The organism is Paenibacillus lautus, from assembly GCF_050482385.1.
Taxonomy (GTDB): domain Bacteria; phylum Bacillota; class Bacilli; order Paenibacillales; family Paenibacillaceae; genus Paenibacillus_AQ; species Paenibacillus_AQ lautus_B.
Map to the genome: position 1 here is coordinate 1 of NZ_JBCNHV010000004.1, position 22660 is coordinate 22660.

General features: G+C 47.9%; 20 protein-coding genes. 8 read left to right on the forward strand and 12 right to left on the reverse strand.

Annotation, left to right across the window (positions count from 1 at the left end; genetic code table 11):
* Positions 1–202, forward strand: a 202-nt coding sequence (locus ABEW73_RS07360; RefSeq protein WP_430206380.1) for a hypothetical protein, incomplete at its 5' end; no start/stop codon positions are given.
* Here the strand turns inward: ABEW73_RS07360 and ABEW73_RS07365 are convergent.
* Both ABEW73_RS07365 and gyrA read right to left on the reverse strand, forming a co-directional pair.
* The gene (locus ABEW73_RS07365; protein ID WP_430173575.1) at positions 196–1308 is read right to left on the reverse strand and encodes an HD-GYP domain-containing protein; all 1113 of its coding nucleotides are present in this window, start codon (positions 1306–1308) and stop codon (positions 196–198) included. The two genes, ABEW73_RS07360 and ABEW73_RS07365, sit on opposite strands and share 7 nt — an antisense overlap.
* A gap of 171 nt (positions 1309–1479) precedes the next feature.
* Positions 1480–3975, reverse strand: coding sequence for a DNA gyrase subunit A (gene gyrA / locus ABEW73_RS07370; RefSeq protein WP_430173577.1), 2496 nt, complete (start codon positions 3973–3975; stop codon positions 1480–1482).
* A gap of 410 nt (positions 3976–4385) precedes the next feature.
* On the opposite strand from gyrA, the gene ABEW73_RS07375 reads away from it, so the two are divergent.
* Positions 4386–5198 carry a YheC/YheD family protein gene (locus ABEW73_RS07375; protein WP_430173578.1) on the forward strand — a complete coding sequence of 271 codons (813 nt, stop codon included), beginning with the start codon at positions 4386–4388 and terminating at the stop codon, positions 5196–5198.
* A gap of 149 nt (positions 5199–5347) precedes the next feature.
* Here ABEW73_RS07375 and gyrB read toward each other — a convergent pair whose 3' ends face one another.
* From gyrB to dnaA, 6 genes are all read right to left on the reverse strand, one after another.
* On the reverse strand, positions 5348–7258 hold the full coding sequence (gene gyrB / locus ABEW73_RS07380) for a DNA topoisomerase (ATP-hydrolyzing) subunit B (RefSeq protein WP_213647629.1): 1911 nt from the start codon (positions 7256–7258) through the stop codon (positions 5348–5350).
* A gap of 26 nt (positions 7259–7284) precedes the next feature.
* Positions 7285–7536, reverse strand: coding sequence for an extracellular matrix regulator RemB (gene remB / locus ABEW73_RS07385; RefSeq protein WP_071219299.1), 252 nt, complete (start codon positions 7534–7536; stop codon positions 7285–7287).
* A gap of 13 nt (positions 7537–7549) precedes the next feature.
* Positions 7550–8662 (reverse strand): DNA replication/repair protein RecF, encoded by a 1113-nt coding sequence (gene recF / locus ABEW73_RS07390; RefSeq protein WP_076326306.1) that lies wholly within the window; start codon positions 8660–8662, stop codon positions 7550–7552.
* A 56-nt stretch (positions 8663–8718) separates the two neighbouring features.
* Positions 8719–8934, reverse strand: coding sequence for a S4 domain-containing protein YaaA (gene yaaA / locus ABEW73_RS07395; RefSeq protein ID WP_430173580.1), 216 nt, complete (start codon positions 8932–8934; stop codon positions 8719–8721).
* A gap of 38 nt (positions 8935–8972) precedes the next feature.
* A complete protein-coding gene (dnaN, locus tag ABEW73_RS07400; protein ID WP_430173582.1) occupies positions 8973–10115 on the reverse strand; it encodes a DNA polymerase III subunit beta in 1143 nt (380 codons plus the stop codon).
* Between the two features lie 202 nt (positions 10116–10317).
* The gene (gene dnaA, locus ABEW73_RS07405; RefSeq protein ID WP_076326303.1) at positions 10318–11664 is read right to left on the reverse strand and encodes a chromosomal replication initiator protein DnaA; all 1347 of its coding nucleotides are present in this window, start codon (positions 11662–11664) and stop codon (positions 10318–10320) included.
* A gap of 713 nt (positions 11665–12377) precedes the next feature.
* Here dnaA and ABEW73_RS07410 point away from each other — a divergent pair.
* Positions 12378–13112 carry a hypothetical protein gene (locus ABEW73_RS07410; RefSeq protein WP_430173583.1) on the forward strand — a complete coding sequence of 245 codons (735 nt, stop codon included), beginning with the start codon at positions 12378–12380 and terminating at the stop codon, positions 13110–13112.
* A 178-nt stretch (positions 13113–13290) separates the two neighbouring features.
* Here the strand turns inward: ABEW73_RS07410 and gntK are convergent, their stop codons facing one another.
* From gntK to gnd, 4 genes are all read right to left on the reverse strand, one after another.
* Positions 13291–14838 carry a gluconokinase gene (gene gntK / locus ABEW73_RS07415; protein WP_430173584.1) on the reverse strand — a complete coding sequence of 516 codons (1548 nt, stop codon included), beginning with the start codon at positions 14836–14838 and terminating at the stop codon, positions 13291–13293.
* A gap of 87 nt (positions 14839–14925) precedes the next feature.
* Positions 14926–16287: a GntP family permease gene (locus ABEW73_RS07420; RefSeq protein ID WP_430173586.1), complete on the reverse strand. Its 1362-nt coding sequence runs from the start codon at positions 16285–16287 to the stop codon at positions 14926–14928.
* A gap of 162 nt (positions 16288–16449) precedes the next feature.
* On the reverse strand, positions 16450–17127 hold the full coding sequence (locus ABEW73_RS07425; protein ID WP_430173588.1) for a GntR family transcriptional regulator: 678 nt from the start codon (positions 17125–17127) through the stop codon (positions 16450–16452).
* A gap of 135 nt (positions 17128–17262) precedes the next feature.
* Positions 17263–18162 (reverse strand): phosphogluconate dehydrogenase (NAD(+)-dependent, decarboxylating), encoded by a 900-nt coding sequence (gnd, locus tag ABEW73_RS07430; RefSeq protein ID WP_430173589.1) that lies wholly within the window; start codon positions 18160–18162, stop codon positions 17263–17265.
* Positions 18163–18618: 456 nt separating this feature from the next.
* On the opposite strand from gnd, the gene rpmH reads away from it, so the two are divergent.
* The 5 genes from rpmH to mnmE all read left to right on the forward strand — a co-directional run bounded on the left by rpmH (position 18619) and on the right by mnmE (position 22645).
* On the forward strand, positions 18619–18753 hold the full coding sequence (gene rpmH, locus ABEW73_RS07435) for a 50S ribosomal protein L34 (protein ID WP_006207379.1): 135 nt from the start codon (positions 18619–18621) through the stop codon (positions 18751–18753).
* 223 nt (positions 18754–18976) lie between these two features.
* Positions 18977–19327 carry a ribonuclease P protein component gene (rnpA, locus tag ABEW73_RS07440; RefSeq protein ID WP_009591465.1) on the forward strand — a complete coding sequence of 117 codons (351 nt, stop codon included), beginning with the start codon at positions 18977–18979 and terminating at the stop codon, positions 19325–19327.
* A gap of 75 nt (positions 19328–19402) precedes the next feature.
* A complete protein-coding gene (locus ABEW73_RS07445; RefSeq protein ID WP_430173591.1) occupies positions 19403–20296 on the forward strand; it encodes a YidC/Oxa1 family membrane protein insertase in 894 nt (297 codons plus the stop codon).
* On the forward strand, positions 20293–21078 hold the full coding sequence (gene jag, locus ABEW73_RS07450) for an RNA-binding cell elongation regulator Jag/EloR (protein WP_430173593.1): 786 nt from the start codon (positions 20293–20295) through the stop codon (positions 21076–21078). Before ABEW73_RS07445 ends, jag begins: the two co-directional genes overlap by 4 nt.
* Before the next feature lie 190 nt (positions 21079–21268).
* Positions 21269–22645 carry a tRNA uridine-5-carboxymethylaminomethyl(34) synthesis GTPase MnmE gene (gene mnmE / locus ABEW73_RS07455; protein ID WP_098749638.1) on the forward strand — a complete coding sequence of 459 codons (1377 nt, stop codon included), beginning with the start codon at positions 21269–21271 and terminating at the stop codon, positions 22643–22645.
* Positions 22646–22660 lie beyond the last annotated feature (15 nt).

Consider the following 22660-nt stretch of genomic DNA (forward strand, 5'->3'; position numbering starts at 1 on the left):
TCAAAGATCAACTTCTTCGTTACCGGCGAATCTCGTTCGCACCAGCAACTCTTATAATATATCACACTCTCAATTATTTAGCAAGCTTTTTTTGAAAACTTTTATTTCATTGAAAGCTGCGATATATATCCGCTCAGAAGCGGCAAGAAATAATATATCACAGCATTCCTATGTAGGTCAACCCTTTTTTGAAAATCAATAAATGACTTCTTCTATATAGAGTTGGCGCTGCTGCATCAAGTTAATGATCTCCCCCTGAACGGAAACCATCGGTCTCGTTGGATGCTGGGCGTCCGTAAATACGATTTCTCCCGAAGTGCCATTGCTCAACCGCACTCGAGTACCTGAATGCAAGGCGGTTACCTTTTGGATGAAAGTCCGAACGATCTTTGGATCCAGCTTGCCAAAGGCCTCCAGTTGGATTTGTTCCAACACAACATAAGGCGATTGGGCATTTCGATAGAACTTATCCAGTGTCATCGCATGAAAGATATCGGTAACAGCAACGATCTTGGCATAGATATGAATCTTGTTCCCCTCCAGCCGCAGTGGATACCCCGAGCCATCTACTTTCTCATGATGCTGGAGAGCTGCGAGCCGAACTCCTTCATTCACCGCCGCAACATTCTTGAGAATCTGATAACCGTAAGTCGTGTGCTGACGTACTTCTTCGTTCTCTTCGTCGGTTAGTTTGGAAGGCTTGTTCAACACAATCGGATCAATCTTAGCATTTCCGATATCATGCAGCAGTCCTGCAAAGGCTACCTGCATCCAATCTTTCTGCGGGAGCCCCACCCATTGTGCCAGCTTATAGGAGGAAAGGGCACACAGTACTGCACTGTGATAGCGATAATCATGGCGATTGGTCATGCGTGGAATAAATTTAAGAATATGATACTCATGTTGGTGTTTTAATAAGTTGTCCATTTGATTACGAACTTCATACATTCGCAGCTCGCCCGTTATGGCGGATTGGTAACAGTTTTTGACCAGGGTCATGGTCTTGTCGTATTCCTCATGCAAGGCCAAGTCTTTTCGGACAGGTGCATCTTCGTTCCCGCTGCCCTGTTGACTTCCCGTAAAAATCAGCGACGGCTTCTGTCCGGCGGATTTTACGGTCGGTATTCTAGTGCTGTCTGCTTCAACGGATTCCACAATAACATGATCCACCATGAAAGCTTTCAAAACCTCTAGATCCCGAGGAAGCAAGACCTTCCCTTTTTGAAGCAAAAGGCCTCCCAGAGGCGTATACACATCTTTGGCCAGCTTTACTCCAGCCACCACTTCATTCACGGCTTTGATCGTCATGATCAACCTCTCCATCTATTAAGCTGCGTCATAGCAGCAAACTTCACCTTATATTATACATATTATAGTTCGTCTTTCGCGGCCTGTACAATACCAATTCCCTGAATTTGTAATCCGATAAGACAAAAAAGAGCATGAATGCAAATCTGCATCCATGCCCGATACTTTCGTTTATTCTTCCGTCGGCTCAAGCGGCTCCGTGCCATCTTGACCTTCTTCTTCCTCTTCGTCCGCTTCAGGCTCGTCGCTCTTATCCGCACGGCACACGGTACCTACGGAATCATCCTCACGGATGTTGATCAACTTCACGCCCTGAGCATAACGGCCCATGGTAGAGATGCCCTCCATGCTCGTACGGATGATGGTGCCGCTAGACGTAATAATCATGAGATCCTCTTCCGATTTCACGACCTTAAGTGCCACAACCGGTCCATTTTTCTCCGTAATATTGATGGTCTTGATCCCTTTACCGCCACGGGTCTGGCTGCGGTAGTCGCTTGCAGGCGTCCGTTTGCCGTAACCTTTGGTCGTTACAATAAGGATATCAAGTTCCTGGTCCACCACATCCATGCCAATGACTTCATCATGGTCATCCAGGGTAATTCCTTTAACCCCCGTCGCGCTTCTTCCCATCGAGCGAACATCGCTCTCCTTGAAGCGGATGGACATTCCCTGTGCCGTACCCATGATGATCTCCTGCTGACCGTCTGTCAGCTTAACCTCGATCAGGGAATCATCCTCGCGCAGGTTGATCGCAATCAGACCGCCCTTGCGGATATTGACATAATCCTCAAGTGGGGTTTTCTTAACGACACCCTGGCGCGTTGCAAAGAACAGGAAATTATCGCTATCAAAGTTCTCCACCGGGATCACGGCATTGATCGACTCGCCCTGTTCAATCTGAATCAGGTTGATGATCGGCGTTCCGCGGGCGGTACGGCTAAGCTCTGGGATCTCATAAGCTTTCAACCGGTACGCCTTCCCTTTGTCCGTGAAGAACATCAGATAGTGGTGGGAATTCGTGACGAAGAGATGCTCGACAAAGTCCTCACTCTTCGTATCCATCCCCACAACACCGCGGCCGCCCCGCTTCTGGCTGCGATAGGTGTTCGCAGGCAGACGCTTGATGTAACCGGTATGCGTAATGGTGATGATCACTTCTTCCCGTGGAATCAGATCCTCATCCAGGATGCTGTCTTCCCCGACCGTAATTTCGGTACGGCGTTCATCAGAGAAGCGCTCCTTAATCTCTTGGAGCTCATCATTGATAATCTGAAGTACAAGATGCTCATTAGCCAAGATCTCGCGCAGTTCCGCGATTCTGGCCAGCAATTCTTGGTACTCGTTCTCAATCTTCTCGCGTTCGAGTCCAGTCAGGCGCTGCAAACGCATATCCAGAATAGCCTGCGCCTGCTCATGACTGAGACCAAAACGCTCCATCAAGCCTTCGCGAGCAGCCTCTGTGGTCTGCGACGCGCGAATGAGGGCAATAACCTCATCCAGATGATCCAGCGCAATCCGCAAACCTTCGAGAATATGAGCGCGAGCTTCCGCCTTCCTCAGTTCAAACTCGGTCCGGCGACGGATAACGATGACCTGATGCTCCAAATAGTAGAACAGGACGTCACGAAGGTTCAAAATTTTCGGCTCATTGTTTACGATGGCCAGCATGTTAATACCGAAATTAGACTGCATGGCCGTATGCTTATACAGGTTATTCAAAACGACATTCGGGTTGACGTCCCGGCGCAGCTCAATAACAATCCGCATGCCGTTACGATCAGACTCGTCGCGGAGATCGGTAATCCCGTCAATCCGCTTATCGCGAACCAATTCCGCAATCTTCTCAACCAGACGAGCCTTGTTCACCTGATACGGAATCTCGTGAACGACAATGCGCGCCTTGTTGTTATTCTCTTCAATGGTCGCCTTCGCCCGCATCGTAACGGACCCTCGACCCGTGCGGTAGGCTTGACGAATTCCTTCACGTCCCAGAATATATCCCGCAGTCGGGAAATCCGGTCCTTGAATATATTCCATCAGCTCCATCGGCGTGATGTCAGGGTTTCGAATCATCGCCTGAACGCCATCGATCACTTCACCAAGATTATGAGGCGGAATATTGGTAGCCATACCTACTGCGATCCCCGATACGCCGTTGACCAGCAAGTTAGGATAACGCGCAGGAAGAACGACCGGCTCCTGTTCCTCACCATCATAGTTAGGAGCAAAGTCTATCGTCTCTTTATTAATATCACGCAGCATTTCCATAGCAATTTTCGATAAACGAGCCTCGGTATAACGCATAGCCGCTGCCATATCACCGTCAATGGAACCGAAGTTTCCGTGTCCATCAACGAGCATATAACGCATGGAGAAGTCCTGCGCCATCCGAACCATGGATTCATAAACTGCGGAATCACCATGAGGATGGTACTTACCGATAACCTCGCCAACAATTCTTGCCGATTTCTTATGCGGTTTATCCGGGGCCATTCCGAGTTCAGACATCGCATATAAAATACGACGGTGTACTGGCTTCATTCCGTCCCGTACATCCGGCAAAGCCCGGCTGACAATGATGCTCATCGCGTAATCCATAAAGGACTCGCGCATCTCGGTACCAATGTCCCGATCTTTGATTTGGGAGAAATTCTCTTCCGCCATGCTGGACCTCCTTCATTTTCCTATCAACCATGCCTTGATCTATGTGAAAAAAGCAGAATAGTGATCAGAAACCTAGAAACGCACTAACCTTTATTATATTACTTTCACAAACCGTGCACAATTAAACACGGGATGGATCAAGTGAAAGAATGATTTTTGCCCGAAAACCGGGATATACGCCCTGTCCTCCGTTCCCCTCTTCACATACAATGCATTGCAAAGCACTTTACGAATCATCACATCTTTATATTATACCACTGATTGTCATACTTGTCCTATGTTTTCCGGGCGCACCTCTCTTGCTGGGAGACACCCTGATTCTTTCAAATCGACTCGGAGCGCATGACTTTTGCCACAGGACAGGTGTAATGCTGTCACACACATCATATGGCTGGAAAGGATGAAGATGGTTGACTATACAACGCGTTGCAAGCAAATGGGCGAAAACGAAAATACTGTTGCAAAATAAAGGTCTCGCCTCTTATGTTCCCTCTACCCGCCAATATTCTTTGGAGGCTCTTGAAGACATGCTGGGTACACATAAACTTGTGTATATTAAGCCTGATCGGGGGACCTACGGCATCGGCGTCATGTCAGTTGAGCAGCTCAATTCCCAAAATGCTGATGCTAACGCAGACACGACTGCTTCCTACAAACTTCGCTATGAACAGAAGAACGAAATGTTTAGCTCCCTTGAGAGTCTGCATAAAACGCTGAGCACTCTGTTTCAGGGCCAGGAGTATCTGATTCAGCAAGGCATCCATCTGCTTCGCCATGAGGGCCGGCCCTTTGATCTTCGAGTACTTACTCAGAAGAGTCCCTCGGGTCAGTGGGTTAGCACAGGAATAATTGGCCGGGTGGCGGCCAAAAATAAAATCATTACCAACCACCACAGCGGCGGCGTGGTCAACCACTATAAACCGCTGATGACCGAGCATATGACGGCAGAAGAGGCAGAGAACATCCGAAAAGAGCTGAAAGTGCTTGGGACGAATGTCGCAGCCCAACTGCAGAAATCCTATCCCAACCTGAAAGAAATCGGCCTGGATGTTGCCATTGATGGTCGCTGGAACATATGGATCTTGGAGGTAAATACCAAACCTGCTCTGTTCCCGTTCAAGAAATATTTCAAAAATCCGAGCATCTATAAACAGGTTAAAAAATATGCCGCCGCTTATGGGCGTAAATTATCCAGCAAGAAAAAAGCCAAAAAGACTGGTTAGCATACGATATATGAATTAATCCCCCAAATTTAGGTTATATGGCGATTAGGTTATTTGACGAGCACCCACATCCACATCCATCGTAAAAATAAAGGGGCAACCCTGAGGCCTTCACAGACCTTGGGATGCCCCTTTTTGAAATTAAAATCTTATACGTCCAAATTACGGACCGACTTCGCATGCTCCTGAATGAAATCCCGTCGCGGTTCAACATTATCGCCCATCAGGGTATCAAACAACGTATCGGCCAGGATCGCATCTTCGATGGTCACCTGAAGCATGGTACGGCTCTCCGGATCCATCGTCGTCTCCCACAGCTGTCCGGCGTTCATCTCGCCGAGACCTTTGTAGCGCTGTACGTTAATTTTGACGTTCTCACCGAATTCCTTAATGATCTGGTCGCGTTCTTTCTCACTGCCGGCATAACGGATCACCTTATTGCGCTCGATCTTGAAGAGCGGCGGTTGGGCGATATAGATATATCCCGCTTCTACCAGCTTACGCATGTAACGGTAGAAGAACGTCAGCAGCAAGGTACGAATATGCGCACCGTCGACGTCGGCATCGGTCATAATAATGATTTTGTGGTAACGAGCCTTGGACAGATCGAAATCTTCCGCAATCCCTGTGCCCAGCGCCGTAATGATCGCCCGGATCTCCGCATTGGAGAGGATACGGTCAAGCCGCGCCTTTTCCACGTTGAGAATTTTACCCCGAAGCGGCAAAATGGCTTGGAAATGTCGATCACGTCCCTGCTTGGCGGATCCGCCGGCAGAGTCACCTTCGACGATGTACAGCTCACTGATGGAGGCATCCTTGGAAGAGCAGTCTGCCAGTTTACCTGGCAATGCGCTGACTTCAAGCGCACTCTTACGGCGGGTCATCTCGCGGGCTTTACGCGCCGCTTCACGAGCACGTGATGCCTGGAGCGCCTTCTCCAAGATCCGACGGGAAACCGACGGATTCTCCTGCAGGAACTCCTGCAGCTTCTCAGCAAACAAGGATTCCACAATACCGCGCACTTCACTGTTGCCGAGCTTGGTTTTGGTTTGCCCTTCGAACTGCGGCTCCGGCACTTTGACCGAGATGATTGCCGTCAATCCTTCACGCACATCGTCACCCGACAGGTTGTTGGTGTTATCTTTGATCAATCCCGTTTTGCGGGCATAGTCATTGATGATTCGCGTGAGCGCACTCTTAAAGCCGGATTCATGCGTTCCGCCTTCGTGCGTGTTGATATTATTTGCAAAAGAATAAATATTCTCGGTATAGCTGTCGTTATACTGAAGCGATACTTCGACCTGAATATTATCCCGTGAGCCCTCAACATAGATAGGGTCTTCGTGCAGCGCTTCCTTCTTCTCATTCAGGAACTTGACGTATTCAATGATGCCGCCTTCGTATTTGAAATAGTCGGAGGCACCCGTACGTTCGTCCGTCAGCGTAAGCGCAATGCCCTTGTTCAGGAACGCCAACTCACGAATCCGTGTCAGCAGCGTGTTGTAATCATATTCCGTTGTTTCCGTAAAAATCTCGGAATCCGGCAGGAAGGTCACGGTTGTCCCGTGATCGTCGGAATCCCCGATGACCTTGATATCATATTGAGGAACGCCGCGATGATACTCCTGTTGGTAGATATGCCCGTCACGTTTGACCTGAACCACGACTTTCGAAGACAGTGCATTCACAACTGAGACACCAACACCATGCAGACCGCCGGATACTTTATATCCGCCGCCGCCGAATTTACCGCCGGCATGAAGGACGGTCATAACGACTTCCAGCGTGGACTTCTTCAGTTTGGCGTTCTCGCCGACCGGAATCCCGCGCCCGTTATCGACAACGGTAACACTGTTATCCTCATGGACAATGATTTCGATATGGTCGCATATTCCCGCCATCGCTTCGTCAATACTATTGTCCACAACTTCCCATACCAAATGATGCAAACCCTTGGCACTGGTAGACCCGATGTACATCCCCGGACGTTTACGAACGGCTTCCAATCCTTCCAGTACCTGAATCTGATTCTCATCATATGTCGGTTGATTCATAGACATGCCTTCACCTACTTCTACAGATTCTGTTATGCCTGAGCTACAAAATGATTGGCTCTCTTCTTAAGCGTTGCAGAGGAGATCGGAGAGTAATAGACGATCGATTTCGTCACCACAATGGATTTCGGATCTTCTTCGCCAATCATCTCCACGACTTTATGCTGCTGGGCATGCGTGACGAACTGCTTGGAGATTTTTGAAGATTTCTCTATCGAGATATCAAAAATTCCAACCAGCTCCGACGAACGGATGATCTTCTCTCCGCCCAAATGAATATACATATGGAATCACTCCTTAAGAGCCCACCTGTCCGTCATGGACATGAAAAATGCTGGCACCCTTCAATTTGTCGGTATTCAAACTCTCAATGCCCGTCGCCGTGATGAATGTCTGCACTTTGCTCTGGAATGTCTCGATCAATTGTGTCTGCCGGTACGGATCCAATTCAGAAAGCACATCATCCAGAAGCAGCACCGGATATTCACCGATCTCTTCCTGTATCAGCTCGATTTCAGCCAGTTTCAAAGATAGCGCCGTCGTCCGCTGCTGACCTTGAGATCCATACGTTTGGACTTCTTTGCCATTAATATAAAAAGCCAGATCATCTCGATGAGGACCTGCCAATGTCATACCACGCCGTATTTCTTGCTCTTTCATTTGTGATAATTTTATCATAAATGTCTCAAATAAGACAGCTTCATCTTCTTCCTCCGCGTCAGCAAAGGACGGAAGGTAGTGTAAAGAGAGCTCTTCCAGGCCGTTTGTGATCCCCTGATGGATGCTTTCAGCCCACTTTTGCAGCTTTTTTATAAATTGTTTCCTCTTCTTGACGATTTTAACACCATGTTCCGCCAATTGGCTGTTCCAAATGTCCAGCATCGCTTGCTCGGCGCTGCCCTTTCCCCATAATTGCTTCAGCAGATTGTTGCGCTGCACGAGCACCTTCTGGTATTGCTGCAGATGAAACAAGTAGCTTGGTGCCACCTGGCCGATCTCCATGTCAAGAAACCGGCGGCGAACCCCCGGCGTGCCTTTGACAATCTCCAGATCCTCGGGTGCAAACATCACGACATTGAGCGAGCCGATAAAATCGCTAAGCTTTCGCTGCTCAAGTCCATTGATTTTTGCTTTCTTCCCCTGCTGGGATAAGCTCAGCTCCAGCTTCAAAGCTCCGTACTTGCGGTCAATCTCGGCTGATATATGGGCACTGGATTGCTCGAATCCAATCAATTCGCGATCCTTGGAGGTACGGTGGCTCTTCGTTAAAGCAAGCACAAAGAGCGCCTCCATCAAATTCGTCTTTCCCTGAGCATTGCGTCCGATAATCAAATTAACGTCACCAAACGCCTCAAGCTGCAGCTTCTCGTAGTTTCGATAATGCTGCAGGCTGACATTTTTGACAAACAAGCTTATCCTCTCCCTCGTCTTCCGCGCTTAGCGCCAAAGCGGCTGCGGGAGGCTGTCTATTGTGCTGCCACCTGAAACGTTCCGCAATCCTCCACCTTGACGATGTCGCCAGGAACCAGTTTGCGTCCGCGCCGCTCTTCCTTTTCGTCGTTGACCAGAACTGCTCCTTCCTGCAGCAGTGCCTTCGCCATCCCACCTGTGGATACGCAATCTGAAAGCTTCAAGAACTGATCCAGCTTGATATATTTACTGTGGATAAATATTTGTTTCATGACTTCGTCCTTTCATCCCTATCAACATGGGGATAACTTTAATTGGCCGTACGGTACGGCAGAATAATATATTGGCTCTTGCTGTCGTCGAGCGGTTTAAGAATGATCGGGCTCATAACCCCCATGAAAGCGATCATCAGCTGTTCACTTTCAACCACCTTTAGCACGTCCAGCATATATTTGGAGTTGAACGAGATGCGCAGCGGCTCCCCTTTGAAATCGACCAGATCCAATTCTTCACGCACTTTACCAAGCTCGGAGGAGCTGGAAGAGATCTCGATGCCGCCATGTTCCATCGTTTGCAAGAGAACAATGTTCGTTTTCTCCTCTTTGGAGAGCAGGTAAGCGCGGTCGATCGACTCACTTAATTTTTTTGTGTCCAAAACGAGTTCTGTTTTATGCGATGTTGGAATAATTCTAGAAGTATCGGGATAAATGCCGTCCAGTATACGGGAATAGAACAGAACACGGTCAATTTTAAATAATACCTGATTATCGGCCACAACGATATCCACTAGCGTATTTTGGTCCGGAATGATTTTGCTCAGCTCATTCAGCGTCTTACCCGCAATAACGACATTGTTGAACGAAATGTCCTGCACATTATCCAGCTGTGCGGAGCGAGTTGCCAATCTGTGACGGTCTGTAGCGGTAAATTTCAGCTCATTGTCGTTCAGACTCCATAATACCCCAGTCAAAATAGGCGTTGTTTCATGGGTGGAAATGGAGAATACCGTTTGCTTGATCATATTTTTCAGCAGATCTCCAGGCAAAGAAACGGTTTGGCTGCCTTCAATGTTGGGTAATACCGGGAATTCTTCCGGGTCCAAGCCCACCATCTGAATTTCCGTAGCTCCCGAAGAAATAAAGGTGTGGAAGTTCTCTTTTACCTCCATCTGGATTTCTTGGGAAGGGAGTTTCTTGATGATTTCAACAAAAAATTTGGCTGGCAGCACAACACTACCAGGCTGCTCTACCTGGACGATGGTATGCTTCTCATCTTCCGCAGGAATAAACGATTGAATGGAAATATCAGTATCGCTAGCAGTTAGTGTGACACCTGAATAGGTGACGTCCAGTTTAATGCCGCTGAGGATCGGAATCGTGGTTCGGCTGGAAATCGCCTTGGATACGTGTTGAATGGATTCGTTTAATACATTTTTTAATATGCTGATTTTCATCAATTTCACTCCTTACGGAAAAATGAGAGGGGTTTTTTCACTTGGCGAATGCCAAGAGGATTCCCCTCTTTATGGTTAAATTATTTATTAATTATTATTAGTAATAGTAATAGGGGCACTGAATATGTGGATAAGCCCCAGAAAAGGCATAAAATTAAGCCTATCCACATGTGTATAGATTGTGCATAGGCTTTGAACTTGTTCAGGTTGGATTTTTGATTTTCTCCGTAATATTATTGACCACTTTGAACAGCTCTTGGTCATTTTTCAGAGATTGGGTAATCTTCTCATGGGCATGTATGACAGTGGTATGATCCCGGCCTCCGAATGCTTCTCCGATCTTGGGAAGGGAATAGTCGGTTAATTCGCGGGACAGGTACATGGCAATTTGCCGCGGAAATGCGACGGCTTTGGTACGTTTGCGGGCTTTGAAGTCCTCCAGCCTCAGGTTGTAATACTCGCCGACCTTTTGCTGGATGTCCTGAATCGTAATCATTCGCGGCCGACTGGACGGAATAATATCCTTCAGGGCTTCGGCTGCCAGATGCGTGGTTACGTCCTGATTGGTTAGGGAGGAATAGGCAACGACACGGATCAGGGCACCTTCGAGCTCACGAATGTTCGTATCGATCTGATTGGCGATATACATCATGGCTTCGTTCGGAATATCCAGATTCTCGGCCTTCGCTTTCTTGCGAAGAATAGCGATCCGTGTCTCCAGATCCGGTGGTTGAATATCGGTGATCAATCCCCATTCGAACCGGGAACGGAGCCGTTCTTCCAGCGTCGGTATCTCCTTAGGCGGACGGTCACTGGATATGATAATCTGCTTCCGCTCTTCGTGCAGGGCGTTAAACGTGTGGAAAAATTCCTCCTGCGTCGATTCTTTACCTGCCAAGAACTGAATATCGTCAATGAGCAGAATATCGACGCTACGGTACTTGTTGCGGAAGCTTTCAGCGCGGTTGTCCCGAATGGAGTTGATGAACTCGTTGGTGAATTTCTCGGAGGAAATATACACGACTCTACTGCTGGGATTGTGTTCCAAAATATAGTGGCCGATGGCATGCATCAAGTGCGTTTTTCCAAGACCAACTCCACCATATAGGAATAATGGGTTATACGCCTTAGCCGGAGCTTCGGCAACAGCGAGCGAGGCAGCATGCGCGAACCGGTTGCCAGAACCGATGACAAAGGTATCAAACGTATACTTCGGATTCAGCATATGAGACTGAATTTCTTCTCCGGATATTTCAAGCGGCGGCGAGGGCTGCTGCGGCACAGGTTCGTGTCCTTTAGCCTCTTCAATGACAAAGCGGACATCCACCTGTTTGCCCACCACCTCCAGTACGGTTGCACTAACCAGCTTGGTGTATCGGCTCTCCAGCCATTCCACAGCAAACGTTGTCGGTGCTGAAATGACGACGGAGTGATCGTTAATGGTCAATGCCTTGGTCGCTTTAAACCAAGTGTCAAAACTCGGTTTACTCAGCTTGGTTTGTATGATCGATAATATTTCTTGCCATAATTCGGAAGTATGGCTTTCCAAAACTGTCACTCCTTTAAATCTTCCAAATGTGGCTAGAGCCATGTGTGGAATTGTCGAAAGAAAATGAATGATGTCTAATTATCCCCAGAACTAACTCCTGTGGAAACAAAAAAATATGGATAAATTGAAATTGTTCACAACTTTATCCACAGCCTGTTGATAATATTATAGCTTCATTCACATATTCACAACCAAAAGTAATATCATCATAGCAAAAGAAGGCCTTATTTTCAATGTATGTCGCTAATTTATCCACAAATTCAATACGTTGTGCATAATTTTTATTCACACCACTATATATTGTTTATAATTTGTTTAGCCTTCGACATCATTGGCCTAAATGCGAAAAAAATTATTCACAGGTTGTCCGATTCGCAAGCAGAATTTTCTTCTCTCACCATCTGTTCATAACTTATGGTTGAATGTTCTAGCAGCCAATAAATCGACCAAGGGTGAAAAATGACTGTGGATAGTCTTCAAATGGAATCGATAGATTTCCATTTGAGGGCTTTTTTTTATAGAAATATCGTGCTTAATCTGTAACCGTGAGCCTTTGAAGGGCCCCTTATCTAAGGTTTAAAGCGCGATGGGTGTCGTATAACGGCGGTTAATCTGAGGGACTCAAGTTGGAAATAGACAGACAACACGTTCGCTTTGCAACCTTTTTGCGCTGGGACCGTATGATTTAGAAAAAATCGGAACGGAGGTCCAGGATGCGGACGGAAGGGAAGGCCTTGAATTGGAGAAAAATAGGGTTTCTACTCGCTCTGGCGGCCGCACTGGTTCTAATTACCGTGTGGGCCCAGGGCTATTATTCGAAGAAAGTGTTTCATATGGAAGGACTAAAGTACGCCAAATATACCGATTTGGGAAGCGGGAGCATCGAATATAGGGCTTCATTTGGCCGCGGCGAGCCGATTTATGTTCATACTTATGTAGAAGATAAACGGGTTGAGATTGCGGGCGAGGTATATGAAATCCGGAAATATGGAAAGGAATCCGGCCATTCTGCGTCATATAAAGTGAGTTATCCTGACGGTAAGACCTACCTCGTGAAACCTTTTGGAGACCGGAGCTTTCTTGCTTACAACGAGAAAGGGGAGATGGTGGTACCCGGCATCAGGTTCAGCGATGGAACGGGGCAAGTACACCGATCCGATCCGGAAGAGCCTCGCTACTTTCCCTCAGAGCTTGTTAAGGCTTCCGACGAGCGATATCATGACCCCAATGGCAGCGTAGGATTCTTCATATTGGCGCTCGTGATGCTGATCTATGCCTGGTGCGGATTCCGTTATGAAGCCTTTCAACGCTTTATGTTTCATATGTCGCCCTCGAATTGGATGATAGATAATCCGGAGCCTAGCGATTTCTACTTCTTTATGTGTAAGGCAGGGGGAATTTTCGGTATGGGATTCGCGTTGTGGATATTTTTCACACAGGCATTATGACAAAAAAGCCCGTTTTCGCCATGGATCGGATCCATCGAAAACGGGCTTTTACTTCATATATCAGAAAGTATAAACTTCGAAACATGGCCTACCTGATATCGCAAGAAAAACAAGGTCTAATAGCGGTCTGTTTTCTCGAGAATGTACGTAGATAGACGTTTTCCTTACTATAGTAAGCTTACGATTGCTCGAATCGGCGCTGAAATTGGCTAATGGCTTCATAATCTTCTTCCAGCTTCCGCGAAATGCGGATAAAGATTGGCAGCAGAGCCTTATAAACATCAGAACTTTCCTTCACAGGCTGGTGTTCATAGGTGCCGCCAACCATCGTCTCTACAATGTCGAGTGAATCCGCTCTTCCTGTAGCGTATAGCCCAAGGACTACGGCGCCAAGGCAAGAGCTCTCGTAGCTCTCCGGTACGATCACCTGCTGATCAAAAATATCCGCCATCATCTGCCGCCAGATGGGTGAACGGGCGAAACCGCCGGTGGCATGGATTTTGGCCGGCCGGCCGATTTGTTCCTCCATCGCCAGCAGAACGGTATACATATTAAAGATCACGCCCTCCAGCACGGAGCGGATCATATGCTCTTTTTTATGATTCAGGGTTAATCCAAAGAACGATCCACGGGCATTCGGATCCCATAGCGGCGCACGTTCTCCGGTCAGGTACGGGTGGAATAGCAGTCCGTTCGAGCCTGGCGGAATACGGTCCGCGATTTTGGTTAGAACATCATACGAATTGATGCCGAGCCGCTTGGCCGTTTCGACCTCGGAGGCAGCAAATTCATCGCGGACCCAGCGGAAAATCATGCCGCCGTTGTTAACCGCGCCGCCGATGACCCAGTGCTTCTCCGTTAATGCGTAGCAGAAAATACGACCCTTCGGATCAGTCATCGGCTTGTCGACAACCGTACGGATTGCACCGCTCGTACCGATGGTAGCGGCAACGACTCCCGGTTTGATGGCATTCACGCCGAGGTTCGACAGCACGCCGTCGGCAGCTCCAAGCACGAAGGGGGTGGAAGTGGAGAGCCCCATGGCTGCGGCATACTCGCTTTTCAGACCTTCTATGATATGTGTCGTCGGTACTATCGTAGATAAATGGTCTTCCGTGATGCCAGCGAGCTCGAGCGCCTGCTGGTCCCATGCCAGTGCCTCAAGGTTCATCATTCCGGTACTGGAGGCAATGGAGTGGTCTACAATATATTGGCCGAATAGTTTGAAATAAACGTATTCTTTAATCGAAATGAATTTGGCTGTTTGATGAAAGATGGAGGGCAGCTCATGGCGCATCCACATCAGCTTGGTCACAGGTGACATCGGATGAATCGGAGTCCCGGTTCTAAGATACAGCTCCATCCCGCCGAGTTCTTTTTTGAGCTTTGCAGACCAGGCTGCACTGCGGTTGTCGGCCCAGGTAATGCAGCGAGTCAACGGGATGCCTTGGCTATCTATGGCAATGACGCTGTGCATGGCCGCGCTGAAAGATACGAACAGAACTTGATCCGGATGAATCCCGCTCTGCGTCATGACCCCTTGGACAGAGGAAATGACGGTCTGAAAGATTTGCTCCGGATCTTGTTCCGCCGTAGAGGGAGTAGGGGTAAGCAGCGGATATTCGCCGCCGGCTTTGGCTACAACCTCACCATTCTCCTCGAAAAGCACAGCCTTGGTGCTGGTTGTTCCGATATCGACACCGATCATATAGTTCTGAGTACTCATGAGACATACCTTCTTTCTACGTAAGGGCACCCGGTTCGCTGTTAAGATATCAGCATTCCGGGAGCCCCCATGTGTCTTATTGCTTCATTATACAATTACATTGAGAACCAGAGCCAACACCAGTCCGGTCAGGGACAGGATTGTCTCCATCACGGTCCAGGATTTCAGCGTCTGAGCTACCGTCATGTTAAAGAATTCTTTTACCATCCAGAAGCCGGCATCGTTCACGTGAGACAGTACGATGGAGCCTGCCCCGGTAGCGAGCACCACAAGCTCTACGTTAGCCCCAGGCGTCATGGCAAGCACAGGAGCGACAATCCCGGCGGCAGTCGTCATGGCTACAGTGGCGGAACCGGTTGCAACTCGAATGAGTGCGGCCACAAGCCACGCGAACAGGATGACATTGATATTTGCACCGGTTGCAATTTCGGCAATGGCATTGCCGACGCCGCTGTTGATCAGAACCTGCTTGAATGCACCGCCCGCACCGATGATCAGAATGATCGTAGCGATCGGAGCAAGACATTCGCTGGTGAAGCGGGACAGATCATGTTTATTAAAGCCGCGTGCGAATCCCAGCGAGAAGAAGGAGAAGACCGCAGCGATGAGCAGTGCAATGATTTCATGACCGATAAATTTGCAGAACACGGCTATAAAGCTGGTGGACTCCGGATCGATAATATCGGCTGCGGAACCGATAAGCATCAGAATGACCGGCAGCAAGATTGTAAACAATGTGATGCCGAAGCCGGGTAATCCGCGTTCAGCTTTGCTTGAAAACTGCTCGGCAAGTTCCTCGGGTGGTTCGGTTCGGATCCGTTTGCCGATGAATTTGCCGAACACCGGGCCGGCCAGTATCGCTGCAGGGATCCCGATCAGGAGTGAGTAGAAAATCGTCATGCCAAGGTTCGCATCATAAGCTTCAATAGCAATCATTGGAGCAGGATGCGGAGGCACCAAACCGTGAACGGTGGACAATCCGGCGAGAATCGGAATGCCGATGTGCAGCAGAGACATTTTCGTTTTGCGTGCAACCGTGAAAACAATAGGAATCAACAGGATGACGCCCACCTCGAAAAATACGGGAATACCGACGATAAAGCCGACAATCATCATGGACCAGTGGACCCGCTTTTCGCCGAAGCGATCAACGAGGGTGGTCGCGATTTGCTCGGCGCCTCCGGATTCGGCCATCATTTTTCCGAGCATGGTACCAAGGGCGATAACGATGGCAATCGTTCCAAGCGTTCCCCCTAGGCCGCCGGTTATCGAAGTAATAACATCCGCAGGCTGCATGCCCGTCAATAGACCAAGGATCAGTGCGGAGATCAGTAGGGTCACGAAAGGGTTCCATTTATATTTGGAAATCAGCACGATCAGGAAGACGATCGTCAGCAGCGTCCAGATCAATAAGGTAGCATTATGACTGAGACCGAATAGTGAATTCATATTTTGCTTCCTCCTATAGATTACCCATTTTGAATTGGGAAATGGTTAATATCGAGCTGTTCTGCGGTAGTATACCCAAAACAAACGCGAATTCTATTGTATACTTGTCGACAACTTAGAGCGTGCATAGTGTTTCGTAAGGCGGAGGAAGGGAGGATTAAGCTAACCCTCCGGAAAACTAAGATGAAGCGTCTGACGGGAATCATCGAAGTAATGTTGAACCGCCGTTTGGATCCGTGCCGGATCCATGGATTCCATCTCTGCAATCAGCTGAAGATGCTTGTCCATGACATACCGAATCTTGGTGCCTCCGCCACCGAACACCTGACGGGTCGTAATTAACATGACGGTGATCACGATAGGGCGAATGCTCTTCCACAGATGAAGAATCCGTTTATGGTTCGCTTCCGTAATGATCCGTTCATGAAAAGCCAAATCCTGATAGGAGAATTCAACCGGGTCCTGATGTTTGGCGGCAAGCTCCATCCGATCAACGATTTGTTTTAAATGTTGGATTAATTCCGGCTGGGGATTCGCAAATACTTGGCCTTGAACAAAGCTTTCAATAAGAAAACGGACATCGTATAATTCCTCTACTTCCTTAATCGATAAGCCCATGACAACGGCTCCCATGCGCTCCAATTGTATCAATCCTTCGCTGGACAGCGTTTTCATTGCTTCCCGCACAGGAGATCGGCTGGTGCCGAATTCACCTGCAATCCGGTTCTCGGACAGGATTTCTCCGCGCTTGATGGTACCGCTAATAATCTGTAATCTCAGTTCACTGGCGATGGCCTCTCCGAGAGAAGCTCCTTGAAGCCACGTTGAGGGAAATTTCATAATACAATTCTCCAATCCGGTACTGATTCTAATTTTCTCTAGTGGTAATGATACCACATCGAAAGGAAAAGGGACCATGAAGAAGCTATGACATGATACCCTTAAGAAACAGCAGGTTATCAAAGAGAATCAATGTTATTCCGACTTCTCAACCGCATGGCCGCCGAATTCATTACGCAGCGCTGCAACGACTTTACCGTGGAACGTATCTTGGTCAAGGGAGCGATAGCGCATGAACAGCGACATGGCAATGACTGGAGCGCTGGCTTGAACCTCAAGTGCCGTTTCAACGGTCCATCTTCCTTCGCCGGATGATTTCATCACGCCTTTGATGCCATCCAGCTTCGGATCCTTGGAAAATGCGTTTTGCGTCAACTCCATAAGCCAGCTCCGAATGACGGAACCATTGGACCAAACCCGCGCGACATCCTCATAGTTGAAGTCGAATGCGCTTTTTTCCAACACTTCAAAGCCTTCCGCAATGGATTGCATCATGCCGTATTCGATTCCGTTATGGACCATTTTCAGAAAATGGCCGCTGCCGCTTTCCCCGGCATACAAGTAACCGTTCTCAACAGCCATATCCTTAAATAGGGGTTCAATGCTGTTGAATACGTCGCGATTGCCCCCAATCATAAAGCAGCCACCGTTATGAGCGCCTTCCATACCGCCTGAAGTGCCGGCATCAAAATAATGAATGCCTTGATCCGTCAGCCGCGCTGCACGGGCTTTGGAATCTTTATAATGTGAATTACCCCCGTCAATCAGAATATCACCGGACTCGAGGAGTGGGGTGAGGGAATCGATGACGGAATCCACGATATTTCCAGCCGGTACCATCATCCAAACGATGCGGGGTTTATCCAGTTTGGCAACGAGCAACTCAGTTGATGGTGCGGCCTCGGCACCACACTGGGCAGCTTGATCGACCAATTCCTTATTTAAGTCGTAAGCTACGACCTGATGCTGATGATGAATTAGATTCTGAACCAGATTGAGGCCCATTTTCCCCAGACCGATCATGCCTATTTTCATAAAACAAAGCAGCTCCTTTCTTAGGTGTATACTTGTATACAACTTGAATTCAATTATTTATACTACTCTTTTATAGCTCCTCTGTAAATAAGGGACATTTAAGGGATGAAAGGCGTTATATGGATCGAAAAATGACATCCACAACCTATTTAAAATAGGTTATCCCCATGTGGATAATTCAAAACTAGCAATAATGACTACTTGTGGAAAACTTAAGTGCTTGCTGAAGTTAACTTAGGTTTGACTTTTGGGCCTGAACGTGATTAAATGTATAAAGGCATTTTCTGTGAAGATGAGAACATTATCCGCTACCATTTAGCGGTCTGTTTACAAGAGATACGTCCATAGACGTCGGTTCAACAAATCGCGGTCTATTCTTCCGTGAAAGTGCGTCGATTGACGTTATGATCTTAAAATATGGGTACGACATATTCCTGTAAGGGGGTGCATTAATTCATGAGACCGACTTTCAAACCGAATGTAAGCAAACGTAAAAAGGTACACGGCTTCCGTAAAAGAATGAGCACGAAGAACGGACGCAAAGTATTGGCTAACCGCCGTCAAAAAGGCAGAAAAGTACTGAGCGCTTAATATTGTGCCACGAAGACCACCGAGGTGGTCTTTTTTTCGTAATATCTCCTGCAGTGTGAGGAGATTCCTTTTGAAACCGACAGAATATAGGCTATAGTGAGTCTTAAAGTATTCTAATGGAGTGTTTATCGCGGTTTTGGCATGACTATACTATTATAATAGAAGAGATGCCAAAGAAAAGCATGATTATTGAATTTGATTAACGGCAGGGCGGGAGAAACTTGTGCATAGAAAACTTCGTTTACGGAACCGCGCTGATTTCAGCCGGGTATATCGACACGGAAAGTCCTTCGCCAATCATCAATTTGTTGTATATTGGTCACGCAAAAAAGAGGTAGAGCAGTTTCGCGTTGGCGTTTCATGCAGCAAAAAGATCGGCAATGCGGTTGTCCGCAACCGGATGAGACGGCTGGTTAAAGAGATTGTCAGGCACCATCAGCATCAGATTATCGAGCATATTGACCTGATCTTTATCGTTCGAAAAGGAGCGCTCGATAAGTCATATCAGGAGCTGGAGAAAAGCGTGCTTCATGTATTGAGGAAATCGTCCCTTCTGAAAGCGAAGAGGGGCTGAACCATGTGTTTATTTGTCCATATAAATATGTTATGATTTACCGTGGAATGGAATGGCGAAGAGAGGGGTTTTGAAGTGTCGTTCATGAAGACAAGACGAGGGAAATGGTTCCTCCTCACCGCTGTAATACTTGCAGTGGCCGTTATATCAGGTTGTGCGCCTGGTGGAGCTGACCAAACGCGTACCATTGAAGATTTGAAAAATGGAGGCTTTTGGCAGAGCAACGTTGTTTATTACTTTACATGGGCACTTGATACGTTTGCTACATGGTTTAACGGTGAATACGGATTGTCCGTACTCGTGATGGTGCTTATCGTCCGTACTTTGATTTTACCGCTGACTCTGAAACAGGTCAGAAGCTCGAAGGCAATGCAGGCCATTCAGCCTGAAATTCAGAAAATTCGCGAGAAATATAAAGATCAACCTGAAAAAGTTCAAATGGAAACGATGAAGCTCTTCCAGGAGAATAAGGTTAATCCGATGGCGGGATGTTTGCCGCTGATCGTACAAATGCCAATATTTATCGCACTCTATCATTCGATTTACTATAACAATCTCCTTCGTGATCACGAATTCCTGTGGCTGCAATTAGGTCAACCGGACAAGCTATTTATTTTGCCGGTGCTTGCCGCTGCAACTACGTTTTTCCAAACGAAAATGATGATGAAGATGAACCCGTCTCAGCAAATGGGAATGATGCAGTTCATGCTGTTCGTTTATCCGATTCTGATCTTTGTAATGTCCTTCCAGTTCCCTTCGGCGCTTCCGTTGTACTGGTTCTACAGTAACCTCTACACGATCGTGCAGAACTACTTCTTGTACCGCAACAATGACAAGGCTGCTATCGTGGCAAGCGTTGCCAGCGCAACCGACGGTCAGAAGAGCAATAAGAGCGGTAACAAGGGCGGGAAAAAGAGTGGCAGCAAAGGCGGGAAAAAAGGTTCGAAGGGAGCCAAGAAGTCGAGATGAGTAAAATCGTCGCAACAGGAAAAACCATTGAAGATGCTGTCGCACAAGGGCTGGCCCGATGGGGTGTAAGTCAAGACCGTGTATCGGTTCAAGTATTGAGTCAGCCATCAAGAGGATTCCTGGGCCTGTTCGGGGTCAAGGAAGCGAAAGTCGAACTAACGCTCCTGCCTGACCGTGCTGGCGGCGAATCATCTGTGAAGGAAGTACCTCCTACGAACGCGCAAGCTGTTCCGGCCAAAGTGGTTCAGATCTCTAATACCTCTGTAATGACGCAGGAACCTGCTGTCAGCATGGATACAGAGAACCCTGACACAGCTTCGCTTGCAGGCAAGGATCCTTACCAGGAAGCCATCACCTTTCTGATTGAAACCGGACAAGCCATGGGGCTTGATATTTCGGTTGAGGTCGAGAAGGGGAAAGACTTTACCACGCTTCAAATTTCCGGCGCCGGACTTGGACTGATGATCGGGCGCAGAGGTCAGACTCTGGATGCCCTTCAGTATCTGGCGAATATCGTAGCTAACCGTTACTCCGACAGCTATCTTCGCATCGTACTGGATGCCGAGAACTTCCGTGACCGTCGCAAGAAGACGCTTGAGGATCTGGCGGAGCGGTTAGCGGGACGGGTTCTGAAGACCCGTAAAGAGATTGTGCTTGAGCCTATGCCTGCTGCTGAGCGGAAGGTGATTCACGCCAAACTCCAATCGAATGGAGCCGTGAAGACGTACAGCAAGGGCGAAGAGCCGAACCGGCGGGTTGTCATTACACCCAAGTCGTCCTAAATGAGTTGAAGAGTATATATAAACAATGACTCCTTAAGCTTCAAGAGGGAGTCATTGTTTTTTACAGAGACCTATACAGGAAGACTCCAGCAGGAGGTTTTCTTTAACGTTGATAGATGTAGCAGCCGGATTATATATGGTATGGCTGTATTTCTGATGTTTTTTACGAAAGAAAGAGGTGAAGGAAACGATGTTTAGTGATACGATTGCAGCTATTTCAACAGCTGTCGGTGAAGGCGGCATTGCGATTATTCGCGTTAGCGGGCCGGACTCCGTTCAGGAAGTGGAACGTATATTCAAAAGCAAAAACAAGTTAACGGAAGTGGACTCCCATACCGTTCATTACGGTCATATTGTAGATCCGAAAACAGGAGAAAACCTTGAAGAGGTGCTCGTGACCGTGATGCGTGCTCCTCGATCGTTCACGACCGAGGATGTCGTCGAGATCAGTGCTCATGGTGGGGTCATCTCCGTCAAGCGGGTGATGGATTTGCTGCTTCAATTAAACATCCGTTTGGCGGAACCTGGTGAATTTACGAAGCGGGCTTTCTTAAACGGGCGGATCGATCTATCCCAGGCGGAAGCCGTTATCGACCTGATTCGTTCGAAATCCGATCGCGCCTTTTCCGTTGCCCTCAAGCAGGTTGAAGGAACGTTATCCCGGAAGATCAACGAGCTGCGTCATACCTTGGTCGAAACGCTGGCCCATATCGAAGTGAATATCGATTATCCTGAGCATGACGTGGAGTCGCTTACTTCAGAATTCATTAAAGAGAAAAGCCAGCTTGTTATGGGTGAAATTGATAAGCTGCTGAAGACCGCGCAAGAAGGGAAAATCCTGCGTGAAGGGATTACGACAGCGATTATCGGTCGTCCTAATGTGGGCAAATCCTCGCTTCTGAACACGCTGGCCCAGGATAATCGGGCGATTGTCACGGATATACCCGGGACGACTCGCGATGTCATTGAGGAATTTGTGACCATTAACAATATTCCGTTGAAGCTGCTCGACACGGCGGGCATCCGGGAAACGATGGATGTGGTCGAGCAGATCGGCGTTGAACGATCCAAGCATGCGGTAAACGAAGCGGATCTCATTCTGCTCGTGCTGAATGCCAGTGAACCGCTGCATCAGGACGAATTGGAATTGATGGAACAAATACGCGGTAGACAATGTATTGTCATTATGAATAAAATGGACTTACCGTCTAATCTCGATCTGGACATTCTGCATCGGTACTATCCCGATGAATTGATTGTTCCGATGTCGATGAAGGCACAAGAGGGTATCGACCGGTTGGAAGAGGCCATATCCAACTTATTCTTCAGCGGCCAGATTGAAGGCGGAGATCTGACGTATGTGAGCAATGTGCGACATATCGCTTTGCTGAAGAAATCCAAGCAGTCGCTGCAGGATGCTTACGATGCGGCTGAACAGCTCATCCCGATCGATATGATCCAAATCGATGTGAGAATGGCTTGGGAACAGTTAAGTGAGATATTGGGCGAAGCGGTTGGCGATTCGCTCATTGATCAGATTTTTTCACAGTTTTGCTTGGGGAAATAAGCTCCAAGGATTATT

Bases quoted from the DNA above. Each gene is read 5' to 3' on its own strand.
- ABEW73_RS07365 (WP_430173575.1), bottom strand. From the start codon at position 1,308: ATGACGATCAAAGCCGTGAATGAAGTGGTGGCTGGAGTAAAGCTGGCC.
- gyrA (WP_430173577.1), bottom strand. From the start codon at position 3,975: ATGGCGGAAGAGAATTTCTCCCAAATCAAAGATCGGGACATTGGTACC.
- gyrB (WP_213647629.1), bottom strand. From the start codon at position 7,258: ATGTCTATGAATCAACCGACATATGATGAGAATCAGATTCAGGTACTG.
- remB (WP_071219299.1), bottom strand. From the start codon at position 7,536: ATGTATATTCATTTGGGCGGAGAGAAGATCATCCGTTCGTCGGAGCTG.
- yaaA (WP_430173580.1), bottom strand. From the start codon at position 8,934: ATGAAACAAATATTTATCCACAGTAAATATATCAAGCTGGATCAGTTC.
- dnaN (WP_430173582.1), bottom strand. From the start codon at position 10,115: ATGAAAATCAGCATATTAAAAAATGTATTAAACGAATCCATTCAACAC.
- ABEW73_RS07410 (WP_430173583.1), top strand. From the start codon at position 12,378: ATGCGGACGGAAGGGAAGGCCTTGAATTGGAGAAAAATAGGGTTTCTA.
- gntK (WP_430173584.1), bottom strand. From the start codon at position 14,838: ATGAGTACTCAGAACTATATGATCGGTGTCGATATCGGAACAACCAGC.
- ABEW73_RS07420 (WP_430173586.1), bottom strand. From the start codon at position 16,287: ATGAATTCACTATTCGGTCTCAGTCATAATGCTACCTTATTGATCTGG.
- ABEW73_RS07425 (WP_430173588.1), bottom strand. From the start codon at position 17,127: ATGAAATTTCCCTCAACGTGGCTTCAAGGAGCTTCTCTCGGAGAGGCC.
- gnd (WP_430173589.1), bottom strand. From the start codon at position 18,162: ATGAAAATAGGCATGATCGGTCTGGGGAAAATGGGCCTCAATCTGGTT.
- rpmH (WP_006207379.1), top strand. From the start codon at position 18,619: ATGAGACCGACTTTCAAACCGAATGTAAGCAAACGTAAAAAGGTACAC.
- jag (WP_430173593.1), top strand. From the start codon at position 20,293: ATGAGTAAAATCGTCGCAACAGGAAAAACCATTGAAGATGCTGTCGCA.
- mnmE (WP_098749638.1), top strand. From the start codon at position 21,269: ATGTTTAGTGATACGATTGCAGCTATTTCAACAGCTGTCGGTGAAGGC.